Annotated in this window: 19 protein-coding genes; 12 read left to right on the plus strand and 7 right to left on the minus strand. The window is 73.0% G+C overall.

Features of this window, described 5'->3' with window-relative positions; translation table 11 throughout:
- Positions 1-28 precede the first annotated feature (28 nt).
- Together IE180_RS26010 and IE180_RS26015 are read left to right on the plus strand one after the other, a co-directional pair.
- Positions 29-748, plus strand: a complete 720-nt coding sequence (locus IE180_RS26010) for a 2-phosphosulfolactate phosphatase (protein WP_190159374.1) — start codon at positions 29-31, stop codon at positions 746-748.
- On the plus strand, positions 745-1,146 hold the full coding sequence (locus tag IE180_RS26015) for a hypothetical protein (protein ID WP_190159375.1): 402 nt from the start codon (positions 745-747) through the stop codon (positions 1,144-1,146). Before IE180_RS26010 ends, IE180_RS26015 begins: the two co-directional genes overlap by 4 nt.
- A gap of 72 nt (positions 1,147-1,218) precedes the next feature.
- Here IE180_RS26015 and IE180_RS26020 read toward each other — a convergent pair whose 3' ends face one another.
- The 4 genes from IE180_RS26020 to IE180_RS26035 form a co-directional block, all read right to left on the minus strand.
- Positions 1,219-1,695, minus strand: coding sequence for a DUF2690 domain-containing protein (locus IE180_RS26020; RefSeq protein ID WP_190159376.1), 477 nt, complete (start codon positions 1,693-1,695; stop codon positions 1,219-1,221).
- A gap of 181 nt (positions 1,696-1,876) precedes the next feature.
- Positions 1,877-4,294, minus strand: a complete 2,418-nt coding sequence (locus tag IE180_RS26025; RefSeq protein ID WP_190159377.1) for a Tex family protein — start codon at positions 4,292-4,294, stop codon at positions 1,877-1,879.
- Positions 4,295-4,402: 108 nt separating this feature from the next.
- Entirely contained in the window at positions 4,403-5,269 is an 867-nt protein-coding gene (locus IE180_RS26030) for an SCO6745 family protein (protein WP_190159378.1), read from the minus strand.
- Between the two features lie 74 nt (positions 5,270-5,343).
- Entirely contained in the window at positions 5,344-6,087 is a 744-nt protein-coding gene (locus IE180_RS26035; RefSeq protein WP_190159379.1) for an enoyl-CoA hydratase/isomerase family protein, read from the minus strand.
- 65 nt (positions 6,088-6,152) lie between these two features.
- On the opposite strand from IE180_RS26035, the gene IE180_RS26040 reads away from it, so the two are divergent.
- Together IE180_RS26040 and IE180_RS26045 are read left to right on the plus strand one after the other, a co-directional pair.
- The gene (locus IE180_RS26040) at positions 6,153-6,815 is read left to right on the plus strand and encodes an HdeD family acid-resistance protein (RefSeq protein WP_190159380.1); all 663 of its coding nucleotides are present in this window, start codon (positions 6,153-6,155) and stop codon (positions 6,813-6,815) included.
- 130 nt (positions 6,816-6,945) lie between these two features.
- The gene (locus IE180_RS26045; RefSeq protein ID WP_190159447.1) at positions 6,946-7,398 is read left to right on the plus strand and encodes an ATP-binding protein; all 453 of its coding nucleotides are present in this window, start codon (positions 6,946-6,948) and stop codon (positions 7,396-7,398) included.
- A gap of 120 nt (positions 7,399-7,518) precedes the next feature.
- Here IE180_RS26045 and idi read toward each other — a convergent pair whose 3' ends face one another.
- The 3 genes from idi to IE180_RS26060 all read right to left on the minus strand — a co-directional run bounded on the left by idi (position 7,519) and on the right by IE180_RS26060 (position 10,692).
- A complete protein-coding gene (idi, locus tag IE180_RS26050) occupies positions 7,519-8,139 on the minus strand; it encodes an isopentenyl-diphosphate Delta-isomerase (RefSeq protein WP_190159381.1) in 621 nt (206 codons plus the stop codon).
- A gap of 152 nt (positions 8,140-8,291) precedes the next feature.
- Positions 8,292-9,551 carry a bifunctional class I SAM-dependent methyltransferase/N-acetyltransferase gene (locus IE180_RS26055; RefSeq protein WP_190159382.1) on the minus strand — a complete coding sequence of 420 codons (1,260 nt, stop codon included), beginning with the start codon at positions 9,549-9,551 and terminating at the stop codon, positions 8,292-8,294.
- Between the two features lie 199 nt (positions 9,552-9,750).
- Positions 9,751-10,692, minus strand: a complete 942-nt coding sequence (locus IE180_RS26060) for a cation diffusion facilitator family transporter (protein WP_190159383.1) — start codon at positions 10,690-10,692, stop codon at positions 9,751-9,753.
- Between the two features lie 444 nt (positions 10,693-11,136).
- On the opposite strand from IE180_RS26060, the gene IE180_RS26065 reads away from it, so the two are divergent.
- From IE180_RS26065 to IE180_RS26100, 8 genes are all read left to right on the plus strand, one after another.
- On the plus strand, positions 11,137-12,900 hold the full coding sequence (locus tag IE180_RS26065) for a DUF5941 domain-containing protein (RefSeq protein WP_229860889.1): 1,764 nt from the start codon (positions 11,137-11,139) through the stop codon (positions 12,898-12,900).
- Positions 12,897-13,634, plus strand: coding sequence for a phosphocholine cytidylyltransferase family protein (locus tag IE180_RS26070; protein WP_190159384.1), 738 nt, complete (start codon positions 12,897-12,899; stop codon positions 13,632-13,634). Before IE180_RS26065 ends, IE180_RS26070 begins: the two co-directional genes overlap by 4 nt.
- The gene (locus tag IE180_RS26075; RefSeq protein WP_190159385.1) at positions 13,622-14,683 is read left to right on the plus strand and encodes an iron-containing alcohol dehydrogenase family protein; all 1,062 of its coding nucleotides are present in this window, start codon (positions 13,622-13,624) and stop codon (positions 14,681-14,683) included. Before IE180_RS26070 ends, IE180_RS26075 begins: the two co-directional genes overlap by 13 nt.
- Positions 14,661-15,473: a CDP-alcohol phosphatidyltransferase family protein gene (locus IE180_RS26080; RefSeq protein ID WP_190159386.1), complete on the plus strand. Its 813-nt coding sequence runs from the start codon at positions 14,661-14,663 to the stop codon at positions 15,471-15,473. Before IE180_RS26075 ends, IE180_RS26080 begins: the two co-directional genes overlap by 23 nt.
- 47 nt (positions 15,474-15,520) lie before the next feature.
- Positions 15,521-16,366: a glycosyltransferase family 2 protein gene (locus IE180_RS26085; protein ID WP_190159449.1), complete on the plus strand. Its 846-nt coding sequence runs from the start codon at positions 15,521-15,523 to the stop codon at positions 16,364-16,366.
- Between the two features lie 49 nt (positions 16,367-16,415).
- The gene (locus IE180_RS26090) at positions 16,416-17,348 is read left to right on the plus strand and encodes an ABC transporter permease (protein ID WP_190159387.1); all 933 of its coding nucleotides are present in this window, start codon (positions 16,416-16,418) and stop codon (positions 17,346-17,348) included.
- Positions 17,341-18,126 (plus strand): ABC transporter ATP-binding protein, encoded by a 786-nt coding sequence (locus IE180_RS26095; protein WP_190159388.1) that lies wholly within the window; start codon positions 17,341-17,343, stop codon positions 18,124-18,126. The genes IE180_RS26090 and IE180_RS26095 overlap by 8 nt, the downstream gene beginning before the upstream one ends.
- A 118-nt stretch (positions 18,127-18,244) precedes the next feature.
- Positions 18,245-18,889: a TetR/AcrR family transcriptional regulator gene (locus IE180_RS26100; protein ID WP_190159389.1), complete on the plus strand. Its 645-nt coding sequence runs from the start codon at positions 18,245-18,247 to the stop codon at positions 18,887-18,889.
- Positions 18,890-19,105: the final 216 nt, after the last annotated feature.

The following is a 19,105-nucleotide window of genomic DNA, read 5'->3' on the forward strand; positions in this document are numbered from 1 at the left end:
TGCCGCTCTCCTCCGGGCCGGGCCCGCGATGACCGTCTCCTTCGGCCGGGGCCCCGTCGAGGCGCGGACCCTCGCCCCGGCGGCCGCCTGCGCGGTCGTGGTCGACGTGCTGTCCTTCACCGCCTCCGTGGGCGTCGCCGTCGAGGGCGGCACCGCCGTCCCGCCGTACCGCCGGAGGGCCGCCGCGTACGCCCGGGAGACGGACGCCGTCCTCGCCGTCGGGCGGAGCGAGGCCACCGGGGCGCACCCGTGGACGCTCCCCCCGGCCGCCCTGCGGGCCGCCCCGAGGCCGCCGCGCCCGGTCCTGCCGTCCCCGAACGGCTCCACCATCGCGGCCGAGGCGGCCTCGGGCGGCGCGGTCGTCGTCGCCTCCCTGCGCAACCGCTCGGCCGTCGCCCGCCGGCTCACCGACCGGGGGTACGGCACGGGCGACCGTCCGCTCGCCGTCGTCGCCGCCGGCGAGCGGTGGCCCGACGGATCGCTGCGCCCGGCGCTCGAAGACCTGCTGGGCGCGGGCGCGGTGCTCTCCGCCCTCGGGGGCCCGCACACCCGGATGAACCCGGAGGCGACCGCGGCGGCCACGCCGTGGGCGGCGGCCGAGGACCCGGTCGCCGCCTTGCACGGCTGCGGACCGGGTCGTGAACTGTACGAGTACGGCTTTCCCCAGGACGTGGCCGTGACCGCCGAGATCGACAGCTCGACGGCCGTTCCCGTTCTGGTGGACGGCGCTTTCCAGGAGGCACGATGACCGACCTACTGACCCGGCTGACCGAGATGCTGGACGATCCGGACGCGGACGTGGACGAGACGATCGACCTCGCCGACGAGATCGCCGCCTCGGGCGACGCCGGTCTCCTGCCGGGCCTCCGGACGCAGCTGGACCGGGCCCTCACCGAGCGGAACGCCTACGCCCGGGAACTCCTCGGCGGCGTCCTCGCCGCCCTCGGCGGCCCGGAGGTCCTCCCGGTCCTGATCCGCGCCTCCGCCGTCGACCTCGGGGACGACCAGGACGGCCTGGCCGCCGAGATCGTCGACCTGGTCCAGGCGGACCCGAAGACGGCCCGTCGTCTCCTCCGGCCGATGACGGAGGACGACGACCTCTCCGTCGCCAACCGCGCCGACTGGGCGCTGCGCTTCCTGCCGTGACCGGGCGCGACGCGACGAGGCCGCGGCCCTCCGGGCCGCGGCCTCGTTCACGCGGACGCGGGGGCCGGCGGCCTACCAGAAGTTGCTGCAGGTCACGTTGCCGTTGTCACTGATGCAGACGCGGTAGTAGGCGCTGCCGCTGCCCAGCATGTTGGACCAGTCGCTGCCCGCCTGGTAGGGGAACTGCACCGTGAGGCTGCGCTGGAAGTCGGTGCCGGGGCCCAGCCACTTCTCGATGGAGCCGTACCGGGGCCACCACTGGCTGCCGGAGGGGGACGTGACGCGGACCCACCCCGCCTGGCACGCGCCGGACCAGCGCAGTTCGGCCTTGAAGCCGTTGCCGTTGACGGCGGTCGCCTTGGTCGTGGCGTCGCCGTCGCAGGCCTGCGAGACGGGGCCGAGGTTGTCGCAGCCGGACCCGCTGCAGCCGGCGGCGTACGAGGTGCCGGCGAGCGGGACCAGGGCCATGGTCATTGCGGCGGCCGCGGTGCCCGCCACCTTCGCGATCATGCGCTTCATGGGTGGTGCGACCTCCAGGAGCAGGAACATCGTGCGCCTCCCCCGTGGAGGCCGAAGACGATCATGAACGCCTGCCCTGAGCGCGTCAACGGGCAAAACGGATCGCTTCGGCACGATGCCCGGTCGGCCCGGGTCCGTCCCCGCGTCCCCGGTCGGGGCGCGCGAGGACGGACTCGCCGGGCCTGTCGGAACCCCCGTCCGACCTGTGCGTCTACCGGCGCTTGCCGCCGCCCTCGCCGAGCAGGCCGGCCTTGCGGAGGGCGTCCGCCATCGCGCTGTTCGCGGGCGCGGGCGCCGCCGAACGGTCCCGGCCGCCCCGCTCCCCCCGGTCGTTCCGGTTTCCGCCCTCGGTCCGCCGGCCACCGCCCTGACGCTGCTGCGGCGGCCGACCGGAACGCTCGCCCCGCTCGCCCCGCTCGCCGCGGTCACGCCGGGGCGCGCCGCCCTGGCCGCCCGCGCCCGGCTCGTCGTCCAGCCGCAGCGTCAGCGAGATCCGCTTGCGCGGGATGTCCACGTCCACGACCTTCACCTTGACCACGTCACCGGGCTTCACCACGTCACGCGGGTCCTTGACGAAGGTCTTCGACATCGCCGACACGTGCACCAGACCGTCCTGGTGCACACCGACGTCCACGAACGCGCCGAACGCGGCCACGTTGGTGACGACGCCCTCCAGGACCATCCCCGGCGCCAGGTCGCCGATCTTCTCGACGCCCTCCTTGAAGGTGGCCGTACGGAACGCCGGCCGCGGGTCACGGCCCGGCTTCTCCAGCTCGCGCAGGATGTCCGTCACCGTCGGCAGGCCGAAGGTCTCGTCGACGAAGTCGTCCGCCCGCAGCGAGCGCAGCGTGCCCGTGTCGCCGATCAGCGCCGCGACCTCGCCGCCGGTCGCCTTCACCATCCGGCGCACCACCGGGTACGCCTCCGGGTGCACCGCCGAGGCGTCGAGCGGGTCGTCGCCGCCCCGGATGCGCAGGAAGCCCGCGCACTGCTCGTACGCCTTCGGGCCGAGCCTGGCCACGTCCTTGAGCGCCTTGCGGGAGCGGAAGGGGCCGTGGGCGTCCCGGTGCGCGACGATGTTCTCCGCGAGTCCGGAGCTGATGCCCGAGACCCGCGAGAGCAGGGGCGCCGAGGCGGTGTTGACGTCCACGCCGACGCCGTTCACGCAGTCCTCGACCACCGCGTCGAGCGAGCGCGACAGCTTCACCTCGGCCAGGTCGTGCTGGTACTGGCCGACGCCGATGGACTTCGGGTCGATCTTCACCAGCTCCGCGAGCGGGTCCTGGAGCCGCCGGGCGATGGAGACGGCGCCGCGCAACGACACGTCGAGGTCCGGGAGTTCCTGCGAGGCGAAGGCCGAGGCCGAGTAGACCGAGGCGCCGGCCTCCGAGACCATCACCTTGGTCAGCTTCAACTCGGGGTTCTTGGCGAGGAGTTCGGTCGCCAGCTTGTCGGTCTCGCGGGAGGCCGTGCCGTTGCCGATCGCGATCAGTTCGACCGCGTGCTCCTTCGCCAGGCGCGCCAGCTTCTCCAGCGCCTGGTCCCACTTGTTGGCGGGGACGTGCGGGTGGATCGTGTCGGTGGCGACGACCTTGCCGGTCGCGTCGACGACGGCGACCTTCACGCCCGTGCGGAAACCGGGGTCGAGTCCCAGCGTCGCCCGGGTGCCGGCCGGCGCGGCGAGCAGCAGGTCCCGCAGGTTCGCCGCGAAGACCCGGACCGCCTCGTCCTCGGCGGCCGTGCGCAGCCGCAGCCGCAGGTCGATCCCGAGGTGCACCAGGATCCGGGTGCGCCAGGCCCAGCGGACCGTGTCGCGGAGCCACTTGTCCCCGGGGCGGCCGCGGTCGGCGACGCCGAAGCGGCTCGCGACGATCCCCTCGTACGAGGACGGTCCCTCCGTCGGCTCCTCCGGCTCGAGCTCCAGGCTGAGGACGTCCTCCTTCTCGCCGCGCAGCATGGCGAGCACGCGGTGCGAGGGCAGCGCCGTGAAGGGCTCGGCGAAGTCGAAGTAGTCGGCGAACTTCGCTCCCGCCTCCTCCTGCCCGTCGCGGACCTTCGCCACGAGCCGTCCGCGGCCCCACATGCGCTCGCGCAGCTCGCCGATGAGGTCGGCGTCCTCGGAGAACTTCTCGGCGAGGATCGCCCGCGCGCCCTCCAGGGCCGCGGCGGCGTCCGCGACGCCCTTGCCGGCGTCCACGAAGGCCGCGGCGGCGGCCGCCGGCTCGACGGACGGATCGGCGAGCAGCCCCTCGGCCAGCGGTTCGAGCCCCGCCTCACGGGCGATCTGGGCCTTCGTCCGGCGCTTCGGCTTGAAGGGCAGGTAGATGTCCTCCAGCCGCGCCTTGGTGTCGGCCGCCCGGATGCTCGCCTCCAGCTCGGCCGTCAGCTTGCCCTGCTCGCGCACCGAGTCGAGGATCGCCGACCGACGGTCCTCCAGCTCGCGCAGATAGCGCAGCCGCTCCTCCAGGGTGCGCAGCTGCGCGTCGTCGAGCATCTCGGTCGCTTCCTTGCGGTAGCGCGCGATGAACGGCACGGTCGAACCGCCGTCGAGGAGCTCGACGGCTGCCTTCACCTGTCGCTCGCGTACGCCGAGCTCCTCGGCGATCCTTGCTTCGATGGACGTCGTCACGGTGTCCCGACTCGCCTTCTCGTGCCTCAAGCTTGCGAGTGCATTCTGCCGGGTCGGTCACCCGTATGCGGCAACCGACCCGTCCCGCGCGCGTCCCCGTCCGCCGGGTCAGTCCTTGCCGAGCAGGTCCGCCGGGAAGGCGCCCGCGCCGACCGCCGCGACCAGGAAGCCGCGCCCCAGCTCGGTGAGCCGCTCGACCCCGGCCGCGCCGAGGTGCTCGTACGGGGCGGAGTCCAGCCGGTCGGTGTGCTCCTCCAGTGCGGCGCGCAGGGCCGTCCCCGCCTCCGTCAGCTCGCCCTCGGCGTCCAGGAGCCCGCGCTCGCGCAGCCGCTCCCGTGCCGCCTCCCAGTCGGCGCGCCGCCAGCCGCGCGTGCCGAGCACCCAGCGCGGGGACATGCCCTTGCCGGTGGCGGTGTGGGAGGCGAGGGCCTCGACGGGGTCGAGGCCGGCGGCGAGCAGGGCCGAGAGGTGGCCGTCGCCGCGGTGCTCGCGGAGCAGGGTGGCGGCGTGCCAGTAGGCGAGGTGGGGCTGCTCGGGCACCGGCAGGTCGGCGTTGGCAGAGTAGAGCGGCCGGGCGTGCCGGGCGCAGGCCTCGGTGGCGCGCAGGGCGAGCTCCGCCGCCTCGGCCATCTCGGGGGAGGCGACGACGTCGTCGCCGAGCAGCCGCCGCAGGGTGGCGTCGGCGGTGCGCAGCCGCGCGTCCAGGACCTCGGCGGGGGAGGCGGTCTCCCAGAGGGCCGGGAGGTGCCCGGAGAGGAACTCGTGGTTGTAGTTGTAGAAGGTGGCGGCGACTGTGCCCGCGCCCACCGCGCCGAGTGCGGCGCTCCGCGCGGCGAGCCGCATCGCGCTCTGGTCGGTGAAGCCGAGGGCGGTGAACTCGCGGTCGAGGTCCGGGGAGAAGTACAGCGCGGAGTGCATCGGGTTGAGGGCGTTGTGGCACCGGCGGCCCGCGCGCGGGGGGAGAGCAGTCGTCATGGACCGAAGGTTACCGACTGGTCGGTACGAGGGGAACGGCCGGACGGCCGTCGGGCCGGGCGCGCGGGACCGGCTCAGAGGCCGTACGTGAAGCGGGGCGCGCGGCGCTCCAGGAAGGCGGCGACGCCCTCGGCGGTGTCACCGCTGCCGCGCGCCTGCTCCGCCCAGTGGGCGTCCCGGTCCGGCCGGCCGTCGGCGAACTCCTTGGCCGCCGCCTGGGTGAGCAGCGAGCGGGAGGCGAGCAGCCGGGCGAACTCGGCCACCCGCTCGTCCAGCGCGCCCGCCGGGTGCAGCTCGTCCACGAAACCGGTCCGCAGGGCCCGCTCGGCCTCCATCAACTCGCCGGAGAACAGAAGATACTTGGCGGTCGAGGGGCCGACCAGGGCGGTGAGCCTGCGGGTCGAGGAGGACGGGTAGACGATGCCGAGCTTGGAGGGCGTGATCCCGAAGCGGGCGCCCTCCTCGGCGAAGCGCAGGTCGCAGGCGGCGGCGAGCTGGCTGCCGCCCCCGACGCAGAAGCCCCGCACCGCCGCGACGGTCGGCTTGGGGAAGGCCGCGAGCGCCTCCTCGGCCCGTACCGCGAGCGTCTGCTGCTCGTCCCCGGGCTCCCGGAGCGCCGCGATGTCCGCCCCGGCGCAGAAGGTGTCGCCCTCGCCGGTGAGGACCAGCACCCGGACGGCCGGGTCGGCGGCGAGCCGCTCCAGGAGGGCGGGCAGGGCGCGCCACATGCCGGCGCTCATGGCGTTGCGCTTGGCGGGGTTGGAGATGACGACGGTGGCGATCCCGTCCGTGACGCTGTCCTTCAGCTGCGGCTCCATGGGCCGGATGCTATCCGCCGGGCCCGAACGTACGATCAGGAAGGGGTCGCCCGAGGAGGCACCGCATGACCGAGGACGCCCGAGGGGCGCGAGCCGGCCCCGACCCGGTCCGGGAGATGGCGCGCGAGGGGAAGAGGCTCAGCCGCGGCTTCGGCTGGTTGGCCGCGCTCGGCGCCCTGCTCGTCGTCGGCGGTGTCGTCGGTCTGGTCTACACGGGCGTCGCCACCCTGACCTCGATGCTGCTCTTCGGCTGGCTGCTGCTCATCGGCGGCGTCGTGGGGCTGCTGCAGGCCGTCCAGTCGCGCGGGACCAGCTACTTCTGGCTCGCCGCGGTGGTGGCCGCCCTGAACATCGCGGCCGGTGTCGTGGTCATCCGTCACCCGCAGGGCTCGGCGGAGGCGCTGACGCTGTTCGCCGCCCTGCTCTTCCTCACCGGCGGGCTGTTCCGGCTGGTGGGCAGCGTGGTGGTGCGCGGGCCTCAGTTCGGCTGGACGCTGCTCCAAGGCGCCTTCGGGCTGCTGCTGGGCCTGCTGGTCCTGTTCGACTGGCCGCACAGCAGCCGGTACGTCCTCGGGCTCTTCTTCTCGCTCGCCCTGCTCTTCGACGGGCTGGGCCTGATCGCGATCGGGGTGGGCGGCAGGCGGATCGTCGGTATGGTGACGCCGTCGCCGCAGGAGGGCTCCTCTCCGGACTCCCCAGAAACCGCGCAGGATCAGTCGAACAACTGACGTTGGCATACCCAGCCGATCAGAAGGTGACCGATAGGTGTCGACTTCTGGTCAGTAGGCCGGTCCGCTCGCGCGCATTGCCAAGACTCGATCCGTGGCGAGAATCGAGCACGAGGGTGGGAACGGGACCGTGGAGACCCACGGGGGTCTCCCCGCCCGGCAACCGTCCTACGAAGGAGTCTGGCGCTTCACCGCTGCGGCGGTCGACGTCTCCGTCCCGCAGGCCCGGCACGCCGTACGCGACCTGCTGGTCCGCCAGGGCGTCCCCGTCCGCGAGGAGATCATGGACGGCCTGCTGCTGATCGTCTCCGAGCTGGTGACCAACGCCGTGCGGCACGCGGCGCTGCTCTCCCCGGAGATAGCGGTGGAGGTCGCGATCGGCCCCGAGTGGGTCAGGGTGTCCGTCGAGGACAACCACCCCTACCGCCCCAAGGCCCTGGAGGCGGACTGGGGACAGACCGGCGGCCGGGGGCTCCTCCTGGTCCGCGAGATCGCCCAGGAGGCCGGCGGCGCCTGCGACGTCGAGCACACCGCGAGCGGCGGGAAGATCATCTGGGCGGCGCTGCCCCTGGGACCCGTCTGACGGAGCCCGCCGGGTCCGGCTTCCGGCGCACGCGGCCGGAGGCCCCGGAGTCCGGTTCCGGCGCGGGCGGCCGGAAGCCCCGGCCCCGATGGCACCGGGGCCGGGAGGCCGTGCCCGGGGTCACCAGCCCCCGGACGGACCCGTCAGCTCCCTGATCGCCGGCCGCGCCGCGTCCAGGACCGTCATGAACCAGGCGGAGAAGGGCGCGGCGGCGTGCCGCTCGACCAGCTCCTCGGCGGTCACGAAGTCGGTGGACTCGATCTCCTCCGGGTCCGGCCGCGGGGCGGCCTGCACGAGGCCGACGAAGAGGTGGTTGAACTCCTGCTCCACCAGGCCCGAGGCCGGGTCCGGGTGGTTGTAGCGGACGGTGCCGGCCTCCGCGAGCAGCGTCGGCGAGACGCCCAGCTCCTCGAAGGTCCGCCGGGCCGCCGCGGCGAACGGCGCCTCGCCCGGGTAGGGGTGGCCGCAGCAGGTGTTCGACCAGACGCCGGGGGAGTGGTACTTGCCGAGCGCCCGTCGCTGGAGCAGCAGCCGGCCCGACTCGTCGAAGAGGAAGACGGAGAAGGCGCGGTGGAGCTGTCCCGGCGCCCGGTGCGCGGCGAGCTTCTCCGCGGTGCCGATGGTCCTCCCCTCCTCGTCGACCAGTTCGAGCATGATCGGCGCCGGGGCTCCGGACGGCTGGACACCGTTCGACGTGATCTCCGGCGAGATCTGAGCCGCGGTGGCTGGTGTGGTCGGCATACCCATCCTTCGCATCGGTCCTCGGCCCTGTGGGGCCCCCACAGTGTGCCGTACAAAAGCGGCTTGTCCGCACTTCGGCGTCCGGACGCGGCCGCTCCCACCGCGCCGGAGTACAAGCGGTGCGGCGGGAGCGGGAGGGACGCGGAGGGGCACTACACCCCGAAAGGCGCCGGATAGACGAGCGTGCCACGGGGAACGGGCACGGAAGCGTCCAGGACGAGCGCCATCATCGCCTCGTCCGGAACCTCGAAACCTGGCTTGATTCCATACTCGGACGCCCGTACGAACCCGAACCGCGGGTAGTACTCCGGATGGCCCAGTACGAGCACGAGCCGTTCTCCCTGCAGCCGCGCCGCGTCGAGCACCGCCCGGACGACGGCCTGCCCGGCCCCCGTCCGCTGCCGGGCGGGCGCCACCGAGACCGGGGCGAGAGCGGCCGCGGGGACGCCGCCCACCAGACACCGGGTGATCAGCGCGTGCGCCGCGACCGTGCCGTCCGGGGCCTCGGCCACGTACGACAGGCCCGGCAGCCAGGCGTCGTCGTGCCGGAGCGCGTCGACCAGATCGGCCTCCGGCGCCGTGGCCGCCCCCTCCGGGCCGAAGGCGGCGGCCACGACCCGCCGGACCGCCGCCGCGTCCGCCTCGGTCTCCGGCCGCGTGGGCCAGCGCGGATCGGCGGCCCGCAGGACGAAGCCGGCGTACCCGTAGTCGGAGCCGTGCTCGCGCCGCAGCGCGATCTCGGCGCGGGCCCCCGCCACCGCCTCGGCCGTGCCGGGCACGGTGGTGTCCGCCGCGTCGGCGTGCGCGGCGAGGGGGACGTGGTACTCGTCCCAGTCGCTCTCGGGCTGCGGGACGGTTCCCAGGACGTGGTAGCCGGCCGCCACGGCCGCCGCCGCGTTCCCGGCGACGGTGCGGAGGGCGTAGTGCTCCTCCCAGAAGGCGCGGGCCGCCGGGCCCGGCTCCCCGGTGGTCCAGACGCACTCGGTGAGCACCAGCGTGCCCCCGGGCGCGAGGAGCCTGCGCCACTCGGCGAGGGCCCGGTCGAAGCCGAGGACGAAGACCGAGCCCTCCGCCCAGACCAGGTCGAAGGAGCCGTCGGGGAACGGCAGCGCGCGCATGTCGGCGTTCAGGGTGCGGACCGCGCCGTCGAGCCCGCGGGCGGCGGCGGCCTCCCGCAGCTCCGCGAGGAACGGTTCGTGGGTGTCGACGGCGGTCACCTCGGCGCCCGCCTCGGCGGCCAGGAGCAGCGCGGAGCGGCCGGGGCCGCAGCCCAGGTCGAGCACGCGCGGACGCCCGGGCAGCCGCCCGGCGAGCGCGAGGAGCCGACGGGTGGTGGCGTCGGAGCCCGGCCCCTGGCGCGGCAGGCCGTGGCGCAGGGCGAAGAAGGAGTCGTGCAAAGCGTTGTCGGACAACGTGGAGACCCTTGGTGTGAAAGGGCCCCGGCCGACGACGTGACGCACCGGTGGAAGGACCGGGATCAGGTCAGCCGGAGACCCGGAGGCTGAGGGACGACCGGGCGCCGCCGCACTGGGCGGCCTCCATCACGACGGTCATCGACCTCAGCTCCTCTCCCCACGCGTTCGTACGAGGAGGCTAACAGCAGGAGGCCGCTCAGAGGCAGAGCTTCGCCTCGTGCTCCGCGTGGCCGACCGGCTCCAGCTGGAAGGTGCAGTGCTCCACGTCGAAGTGCGAGCCCAGGCAGCCCTGGAGGGCGTGCAGCATCTTCTCGTGCCCGACCGAGTCGAGCGCGTCCTGGTCGACGACCACGTGCGCGGAGAGCACCGGCATCCCCGAGGTGATCGTCCAGGCGTGCAGGTCGTGCACGTCCTCGACGCCCGGCAGGGCCAGGACGTGCGCCCGCACCTCCGCCATGTCGACGCCCTTCGGAGCCGCCTCCAGGAGGACGTCCAGGGTCTCGCGCAGCAGCTTGACCGTGCGCGGCACGATCATCAGGCCGATCACGATCGAGGCGATCGGGTCCGCGTACTGCCAGCCCGTCGCCAGGATGATCGCGGCCGCGACGATCACGGTGACCGAACCCAGCGCGTCCGCGAGCACCTCCAGATAGGCCCCGCGCACGTTGAGGCTCTCCTTCTGGCCCCGCATGAGCAGCGACAGCGAGATCACGTTGGCCACCAGGCCGACCACCGCGAACGCGATCGTCAGGCCGCCCCGGGTCTCGGCCGGCTCGACGAAGCGCCGGACCGCCTCGTACAGCACGTACCCGCCGACGACGAGCAGCAGCAGACAGTTGGCGAGCGCGGCCAGGATCTCGGCCCGGGCGTACCCGAACGTGCGGTTCCCCGAGGGGGGCCGGTTCGCGAAGTGGATCGCGAGGAGCGCCATCGCGAGGCCGACCGCGTCGGTCGCCATGTGCGCCGCGTCCGCGATCAGGGCGAGCGAGTCGGCCACCAGGCCGCCGACGATCTCGATCACCATCACGGAGAGCGTGATGCCGAGTGCGATCCGCAGCCGGTTCCTGTACGCGGCGGCCGCCGTACCCGTCGGCGGCGGGCCGCCGTGGCCGTGCCCGTGATCGTGTCCAGCCCCCATGACAAGGCCTCCCGGTCGTGTCGAGTGTGTGCCCCGATTCGCAAGTGAACTACGGGTGGGGGGTATGCGCAACACGGTACTGAACACCGTTGTCATATGCTCTGACCTGCGACGACGTCAGAACGAGGGGCCCCGCCGCCGAACTCCGGGGGCGGGGTTCGCGGGGCGGGACGCCGATCACCGGTGATGATCTCCGCGGAACGCGGCGCACCCGGACGGACACGGACGGTCCCGGGGGGGTCCTGTCGGCGAAGCCTCGGTGAAATCGCGTTCCGTTCATCCGATAGCCTCAGCCGACGTGTCGCCGCCCGGTGCCGGGCCGCACCGCCGTGCCGGGACCGCCATGGCCCCGCCGGCCCCTCCGTCAGCTCCAAGGAGTGAGTTCGTCTGTCGACCGCCATCCTCACCGGCCCGCCGGCACCCGGATCCTCGCTCGACGGTGATCTGCGGTCGCTCGGCTTCGACGTCCGGATCGCCTCCGGCGCCGAGGAGGCCCGCGTCCTGCTGGCCGCCGTCCCGGCGGGCGAGCGCGTCGCGCTCGTCGACCCCCGGTTCGTCGGTCACCTGCACGCGCTGCGCCTCGCCCTGACCGACCCCCGCTTCCCCGCGGCCGCCGCCCCCGGCGCGCTCACCGCCCAACGGGAGGCCCGCCCCGCGCTCGCCCGCGCCCTGGAAGCGGTCTCCACGGCCGCCGGGGCCCCCGGCAGCGGCACGCTCACCGACGCGCACGGCCTCACCGACTCGCTCGCCGAGGCCCTCGACGCCGACGGCGTCGCCGTGCACCGGCCGCAGCTCGGCACCCTCGTCGCCACCGTGCCCACCGACGCCGAGGCCCGCCACGCGGCCCGCGCCGCCGTCGAGGCCGTCGACGACGAGGCCGTGCGCCTGCGCTCGGCCGTCAAGGCGCACGACGGCTTCTTCACCACCTTCTTCGTCAGCCCGTACTCGCGCCACATCGCCCGCTGGTGCGCGCGCCGCGGACTGACCCCCAACCAGGTCACCACCGCCTCGCTGCTCACCGCGCTGATCGCGGCCGGCTGCGCGGCGACCGGAGCCCGCGGCGGTTACATCGCCGCCGGCGTCCTCCTCATCGTCTCCTTCGTCCTCGACTGCACCGACGGGCAGCTCGCCCGCTACGCGCTCAAGTACTCGACGATGGGCGCCTGGCTCGACGCCACCTTCGACCGGGCCAAGGAGTACGCCTTCTACGCGGGCCTCGCCCTCGGTGCCGCCCGCGACGGCGACGACGTGTGGGCGCTCGCCCTCGGCGCCATGGTCCTCATGACCTGCCGGCACGTCGTGGACTTCTCCTTCAACGAGGCCAACCACGACGCCACCGCCAACACCAGCCCGACCGCGGCCCTCTCCAGCAAGCTCGACGGCGTCGGCTGGACCGTCTGGGCCCGCCGCATGATCATCCTGCCGATCGGCGAGCGCTGGGCGATGATCGCCGTCCTCACCGCGGCGACCAGCCCCCGGATCGTCTTCTGGGCCCTGATCGTCGGCTGCGCCTTCGGCGCCTGCTACACCACGGCGGGCCGGGTGCTGCGCTCCCTGACCCGCAAGGCGAAGCGGACCGACCGTGCCGCCCAGGCACTGGCGGACCTCGCGGACTCCGGGCCACTCGCGAGCCTCGTGGGCCGGATCTCCGGCCGCGCCGGGATCGCGAAGCTCCCCGGGTTCGTCCTCGCGTTCGTCGCCGCGGGCGTGCTGATCCCCGCCGTCCTCGGCCGTCCCTTCGGGGACGGCGGGACCGTCGTCGCCGCGTGCATGTACGTGGTGTTCGCCGGCGCCGCCGTCGCCCGCCCCCTCAAGGGCGCCCTCGACTGGCTCGTCCCCCCGCTCTTCCGCGCCGCCGAGTACACCACCGTCCTCGTGCTCGCCGCCCGCTCCGATGTGCCCCAGGCGCTCCCCGCCGCATTCGGGCTGGTCGCGGCCGTCGCCTACCATCACTACGACACGGTGTACCGCATCCGCGGAGGCACCGGCGCGCCGCCCGCCTGGCTGGTGCGCGTCACCGGCGGGCACGAGGGGCGCACGCTCCTGGTGACCGTCCTCGCCGCCCTGCTGGCGGACCGCGGCGACGACTTCACCCTGGCACTGACCGCGCTCGCGGTCGCCGTCGCGCTGGTGGTGCTCGTGGAGTCCATCCGCTTCTGGGTCTCCTCCGGAGCACCCGCCGTTCACGACGAAGGAGAAACAGCATGATCGGCCTCGTACTGGCAGCCGGTGCCGGACGGCGTCTGCGCCCCTACACCGACACCCTTCCGAAGGCCCTCGTGCCGGTCGACGGTGACACCACCATCCTCGACCTCACGCTGAAGAACTTCGCCGAGATCGGCCTCACCGAGGTCGCGATCGTCGTCGGCTACCGCAAGGAGGCCGTCTACGACCGCAAGGACGCCCTGGAGGCCGAGTACGGCCTCAAGATCACCCTCGTCGACAACGACAAGGCCGAGGAGTGGAACAACGCCTACTCCCTGTGGTGCGCCCGTGAGGTCCTCAAGCGCGGTGTGATCCTCGCCAACGGCGACACCGTCCACCCCGTCTCCGTCGAGAAGACCCTGCTCGCCGCCCGCGGCGACGGCCAGAAGATCATCCTCGCCCTCGACACGGTGAAGAACCTCGCCGACGAGGAGATGAAGGTCATCACCGCCGAGGGCAAGGGCGTCCAGCGCATCACCAAGCTCATGGACCCGGCCACCGCCACCGGCGAGTACATCGGCGTCACCCTCATCGAGGCCGAGGCCGCCGAGGAGCTCGCCGACGCCCTCAAGGCCACCTTCGAGCGCGACCCCGACCTCTACTACGAGGACGGCTACCAGGAGCTCGTCAACCGCGGCTTCACCGTCGACGTGGCCCCCATCGGCGACGTCAAGTGGGTCGAGATCGACAACCACGACGACCTCGCGAAGGGCCGTGAGATCGCGTGCCAGTACTGACCCGGCTGATCCCCTCGCCGGTCGTCGTCGACATCCGCCGGGGAGCGCTGGACGACCTGTCCGCGCTCCTCGCGGACCAGCGGATCTCCAGCAACGGCAAGATCGCCGTCGCCATCAGCGGCGGCTCGGGCCTCAAGCTGCGCGACCACTTCGCCCCCGAGCTGCCCGGCGCCGACTGGTACCCGGTCTCGGGCGGCACGATCGACGAGGCCGTGAAGCTCGCCGACGCCATGCGCGGCAAGCGGTACGACGCCGTGGTCGCCCTCGGCGGCGGCAAGATCATCGACGTGACGAAGTACGCGGCGGCCCGGGTCGGGCTGCCGCTGGTGGCCATCGCCACCAACCTGTCGCACGACGGGATCTGCTCGCCGATCTCCACCCTGGACAACGACAACGGCCGCGGCTCGTACGGCGTCCCCACCCCGATCGCGCTGGTCATCGACCTCGACGTGATCCGGGACGCCCCCGTGCGGTACGTCCGCTCCGGCATCGGCGACGCGATCTCCAACCTCTCCGCCATCGCGGACTGGGAGCTCTCGCACCGCGAGACCGGCGAGAAGGTCGACGGCCTCGCGGCCGCCATGGCCCGCAGCGCCGGCGAGGCCGTGCTCCGCCACCCCGGCGGCGTCGGCGACGACGACTTCCTCGTGACCCTCTCCGAGGGCCTGGTGATGTCCGGCATCGCCATGTCGATCAGCGGCGACAGCCGCCCCTCCTCGGGCGCCTGCCACGAGATCAGCCACGCCTTCGACCTGCTCTTCCCGGACCGCGCCGCCAGCCACGGCGAGCAGTGCGGACTCGGCGCGGCCTTCGCCATGCACCTGCGCGGCGACCGCGACGCGTCCGCCCTGATGGTCGAGACCCTCCGACGGCACGGGCTCCCCGTCCTGTCGGAGGAGATGGGCTTCACCGTGGACGAGTTCGTCCGGGCGGTGTCCTTCGCCCCGCAGACCCGACCGGGCCGCTACACCATCCTCGAACACCTCGACCTGTCCGACGACGAGATCAGGGACGCGTACGCCGACTATGCCAAATCCATCGGTAGCTGAGCTCCGTCCTTCGCGCAAGCCCTCGGTGGCCGAGCTCCGCCCGGTCGTCCACCCCCCGGGCGTGAAGGACCGGCGGAGCGGCGAGCACTGGGGCGGCCGCCTCTACATGCGGGAGATCTCGCTCAGGATCACCCGGCAGCTCGTCGGCACCAGGATCACGCCGAACCAGCTGACGTACGTCATGACGCTCGCGGGCGTCCTCGCCGCACCGGCCCTGCTGGTGCCCGGGATCCCGGGGGCGCTGCTCGGCGCGCTCATGGTCCAGCTCTACCTGCTGCTCGACTGCGTCGACGGCGAGGTGGCCCGCTGGAAGAAGCAGTACTCGCTGGCCGGCGTCTACCTGGACCGGGTCGGCGCCTACCTGTGCGACGCCGCCGTCCTCGTCGGCTTCGGACTGCGCGCCGCCGACCTGTGGGGCTCGGGCCGGATCGACTGGCTGTGGGCCTTCCTGGGCACGCTGGCCGCGCTCGGCGCCGTCCTGATCAAGGCCGAGACCGACCTCGTCGGCGTCGCCCGCCACCAGGGCGGGCTGCCGCCGGTCAAGGAGGCGGCGTCCGAGCCGCGCTCCTCCGGCATGGCGCTGGCCCGCCGGGCCGCCGCCGCGCTCAAGTTCCACCGGCTCGTCCTCGGCATCGAGGCCTCGCTGCTCATCGTGGTCCTGGCGGTCGCGGACCGGGTCAGGGGAGACCTCTTCTTCTCCCGGCTCGGTGTCGCCGTCCTCGCCGGCATCGCCCTGCTCCAGACCGTGCTGCACCTCGTGTCGATCATGGTCTCCAGCAGGCTGAAGTGAGGCCGGCCGTGAGTGCGCCGCTCAGGGTGGGCGCCGTCATCATCACGATGGGCAACCGCCCCGACGACCTGCGCGCGCTCATCGACTCGGTCGCCGCGCAGGAGGGCGACCCGGTCGAGGTCGTCGTCGTCGGTCAGGGCACCCCGGTCACCGGGGTGCCCGACCGGGTGCGGACCGTCGACCTGCCCGAGAACCTCGGCATCCCCGGCGGCCGGAACGTCGGCATCGAGGCCTTCGGCCCCGGCGGCACCGACGTCGACGTCCTCCTCTTCCTCGACGACGACGGGCTGCTCGCCCACCGGGACACCGTCGAGCTGGTCCGGCAGGCCTTCACCGCCGACCCGCGCCTCGGCATCATCAGCTTCCGGATCGCCGATCCGGAGACCGGGGCCACCCAGCGCCGGCACGTGCCCCGGCTCCGTGCGGCCGACCCGATGCGCTCCTCGCGGGTGACCACCTTCCTCGGCGGCGCCAACGCCGTCCGCACCAAGGTCTTCGCCGAAGTGGGCGGTCTGCCGGACGAGTTCTTCTACGCGCACGAGGAGACCGACCTCGCCTGGCGCGCGCTCGACGCCGACTGGATGATCGACTACCGTTCCGACATGGTGCTGTTGCACCCCACCACAGCCCCGTCCCGGCACGCCTCGTACCACTTCAACGTGGCCCGCAACCGAGTGTGGCTGGCACGTCGCAACCTGCCCGCGCCCCTGGTGCCGGTCTACCTCGGCGTCTGGCTCCTGCTCACCCTGGCCCGGCGGCCCTCGCCCTCCGCGCTGAAGGCGTGGCTCGGCGGATTCCGCGCGGGCTGGACGACCCCCTGCGGACCGCGCCGCCCCATGAGGTGGCGTACGGTGTGGCGCCTGACCCGGCTGGGTCGCCCCCCGGTCGTCTGACATCGTGGTACTCCACGTGCCGCGCATCTTGAACACGAAAGTTTCGACTGTGAGTGACACACACCTGGGCGGGGCGGTCGCGACGAGCGCGCCTCCGTCCTCCGCCGACGAGGGCCTGGACCCGGCCGCCCTCGCCGCGAAGTACGGCCTCTCCGTCAGCGGCGCCCGGCCCGGCCTGTTCGAGTACGTCCGCGATCTGTGGAGCCGTCGCCACTTCATCCTGGCCTTCTCCTCGGCGAAGCTGACCGCCCAGTACAGCCAGGCGAAGCTGGGCCAGGTGTGGCAGGTGGCGACCCCCCTGCTGAACGCCCTGGTCTACTACCTGATCTTCGGGCTGATCCTCGGCGCCGGTAAGGGCCTGAGCAAGGACGTCTACATCCCGTTCCTGGTCACCGGCATCTTCGTGTTCACCTTCACCCAGAACTCGGTGATGGCGGGCGTCCGGGCCATCTCGGGCAACCTCGGCCTGGTCCGGGCCCTGCACTTCCCGCGCGCCACCCTCCCGATCTCCTTCTCGCTCCAGCAGCTCCAGCAGCTGCTGTTCTCGATGATCGTGCTCGTGGCGGTCGCGATCTCCTTCGGCAGCTACCCCTCCCTCCGATGGCTGCTGCTGGTCCCGGCACTGCTCCTGCAGTTCGTGTTCAACATCGGGCTGGCCCTGATCATGGCGAGGATGGGCGCCAAGACGCCGGACCTCGCCCAGCTGATGCCGTTCGTCATGCGGACCTGGATGTACGCGTCCGGCGTGATGTTCTCGATCTCGGCCATGCTGGCGGACAAGCCGGCCTGGATCGCCGACGTCCTCATGTACAACCCGGCGGCGGTCTACATGGACCTGATCCGCTACTCCCTCATCGAGGGCTACGGCGCCGAGAACCTGCCGTCGCACGTCTGGATGACCGCCCTCGCCTGGGCCCTGGTCTTCGGCATCGGCGGTTTCGTCTACTTCTGGAAGGCCGAGGAGAGGTACGGCCGTGGCTGACACGAACCGGGACCGCGTCCCCACCGTCATCTGCGACGACGTCCACATCGTCTACCGGGTCCACACCGGAGGCGGGGGCAAGGGCAGCGCCACGGCGGCGCTCAGCCGGATCGTCGGCCGCGGCAAGGCCGAGGTCTCCCGGGGCGTCCGCAAGGTCCACGCCGTCCGCGGCGTCACCTTCACCGCCTACCGGGGCGAGGCCATCGGCCTCATCGGCACCAACGGCTCCGGCAAGTCCACGCTCCTGCGCGCCATCGCCGGCCTGCTCCCCACCGAGAGCGGCAAGGTCTACACCGACGGGCAGCCCTCGCTCCTGGGCGTCAACGCGGCCCTCATGAACGACCTCACCGGCGAGCGCAACGTGATCCTGGGCGGCCTCGCCATGGGCATGAGCCGCGAGGAGGTGCGCTCCCGCTACGAGGACATCGTCGACTTCTCCGGCATCAACGAGAAGGGCGACTTCATCAGCCTCCCCATGCGGACGTACTCCTCCGGCATGGGCGCCCGGCTCCGTTTCGCCATCGCGGCGGCCAAGAACCACGACGTCCTCCTCATCGACGAGGCGCTCGCGACCGGTGACCGCAAGTTCCAGATCCGCTCCGAGGAGCGCATCCGCGAGCTCCGCAAGGAGGCCGGCACGGTCTTCCTGGTGAGCCACAGCAACAAGTCCATCCGGGACACCTGCGACCGGGTGCTCTGGCTGGAGAAGGGGCAGCTCCTGATGGACGGCCCCACGGACGAGGTCCTCAAGGCCTACGAGCGCGAGACCGCGCGCTGAGGCCCGACGTCCAGGAGCCCCTGCCGGATCCATTCATCCGGTAGGGGCTCTTCCGGTTCCCGCGCGTCGCTCCCCCGCCTGGAATGTTCATGCGGTTAACTTCGGGCAGGATACGTCCATGGCAGCGACCTCGGCGGGAAAGACCTACCACCACGGCGATCTGCGCAACGCGCTGATCTGCGCGGCCGTCGACCTCGCCACCGAAGGCGGCCCCGAACGGGTCGTCCTGCGCGAGGCGGCCCGCCGGGTCGGCGTCTCGCCCACCGCCGCCTACCGCCACTTCGACGGGCGGGGCGAACTCCTCCGCACCGTACGGACCCACGCCCGGCGGGAACTCGCCGCGGCCATGGAGCGGGCCGCCGCCCGCGAGCCGGGCGCCGACGACCCCGGCCTCGCCGCCGAGCGCCGGGTCACCGCCCTCTGCCGGGGATACGTCGGCTTCGCCGTGGAGCAGCCCGGGCTCTACCGGGCCGCGTTCTGCGTCCCCGGCCCCGCCGTGGACGAGCCCCTGCCCGTCCGGCCGCCCGCGGAGCCCGAGATCCTGGCGTTCACCCTGCTCAGGGAGGCCCTCGAAGCGCTCGCGGGGCAGGGCGCCGCACGGCCCGGCGGCCGTCCCGCCACCGCCGCCGCCGCGTGGTCGGCCGTGCACGGCCTGTCACTCCTCCTGGTCGACGGGCCCCTTCGCCGTCTCTCCGCGCAGCGCCGCGGCGTCGTCGTCGAGGCGACCCTCGCGATGGTGGTCTCCGGAGCGGCCGTCGGCTGATCCCGAACTTCCTTGCGGGAAAAGTGTGTTGGCGGCTGCCGCGAACCCCGTACGGGTGAGGCGCGCGACGTCCGCCACCCCGGAATGGCGAAGGTCGTCGTACAACGTAAGCTGGACCGGTCTGTTTCGCGGCAAGTAGGGCGATACCCGCGGCCATCGGGCCCGCGGGTGGCGGACCTACGGGCAGGGGTCGGCGGCGTGTCCGAAATAGGATGG

Origin of the sequence: Streptomyces litmocidini, from assembly GCF_014649755.1 — a bacterium.
GTDB classification, from domain to species: domain Bacteria; phylum Actinomycetota; class Actinomycetes; order Streptomycetales; family Streptomycetaceae; genus Streptomyces; species Streptomyces litmocidini.

What these genes read in the sequence shown, in the direction of transcription:
- IE180_RS26010 (WP_190159374.1), top strand. Translation starts at nt 29, where the DNA reads ATGACCGTCTCCTTCGGCCGGGGCCCCGTCGAGGCGCGGACCCTCGCC.
- IE180_RS26015 (WP_190159375.1), top strand. Translation starts at nt 745, where the DNA reads ATGACCGACCTACTGACCCGGCTGACCGAGATGCTGGACGATCCGGAC.
- IE180_RS26020 (WP_190159376.1), bottom strand. Translation starts at nt 1,695, where the DNA reads ATGTTCCTGCTCCTGGAGGTCGCACCACCCATGAAGCGCATGATCGCG.
- IE180_RS26030 (WP_190159378.1), bottom strand. Translation starts at nt 5,269, where the DNA reads ATGACGACTGCTCTCCCCCCGCGCGCGGGCCGCCGGTGCCACAACGCC.
- IE180_RS26035 (WP_190159379.1), bottom strand. Translation starts at nt 6,087, where the DNA reads ATGGAGCCGCAGCTGAAGGACAGCGTCACGGACGGGATCGCCACCGTC.
- IE180_RS26040 (WP_190159380.1), top strand. Translation starts at nt 6,153, where the DNA reads ATGACCGAGGACGCCCGAGGGGCGCGAGCCGGCCCCGACCCGGTCCGG.
- idi (WP_190159381.1), bottom strand. Translation starts at nt 8,139, where the DNA reads ATGCCGACCACACCAGCCACCGCGGCTCAGATCTCGCCGGAGATCACG.
- IE180_RS26060 (WP_190159383.1), bottom strand. Translation starts at nt 10,692, where the DNA reads ATGGGGGCTGGACACGATCACGGGCACGGCCACGGCGGCCCGCCGCCG.
- IE180_RS26070 (WP_190159384.1), top strand. Translation starts at nt 12,897, where the DNA reads ATGATCGGCCTCGTACTGGCAGCCGGTGCCGGACGGCGTCTGCGCCCC.
- IE180_RS26080 (WP_190159386.1), top strand. Translation starts at nt 14,661, where the DNA reads ATGCCAAATCCATCGGTAGCTGAGCTCCGTCCTTCGCGCAAGCCCTCG.
- IE180_RS26085 (WP_190159449.1), top strand. Translation starts at nt 15,521, where the DNA reads ATGGGCAACCGCCCCGACGACCTGCGCGCGCTCATCGACTCGGTCGCC.
- IE180_RS26100 (WP_190159389.1), top strand. Translation starts at nt 18,245, where the DNA reads ATGGCAGCGACCTCGGCGGGAAAGACCTACCACCACGGCGATCTGCGC.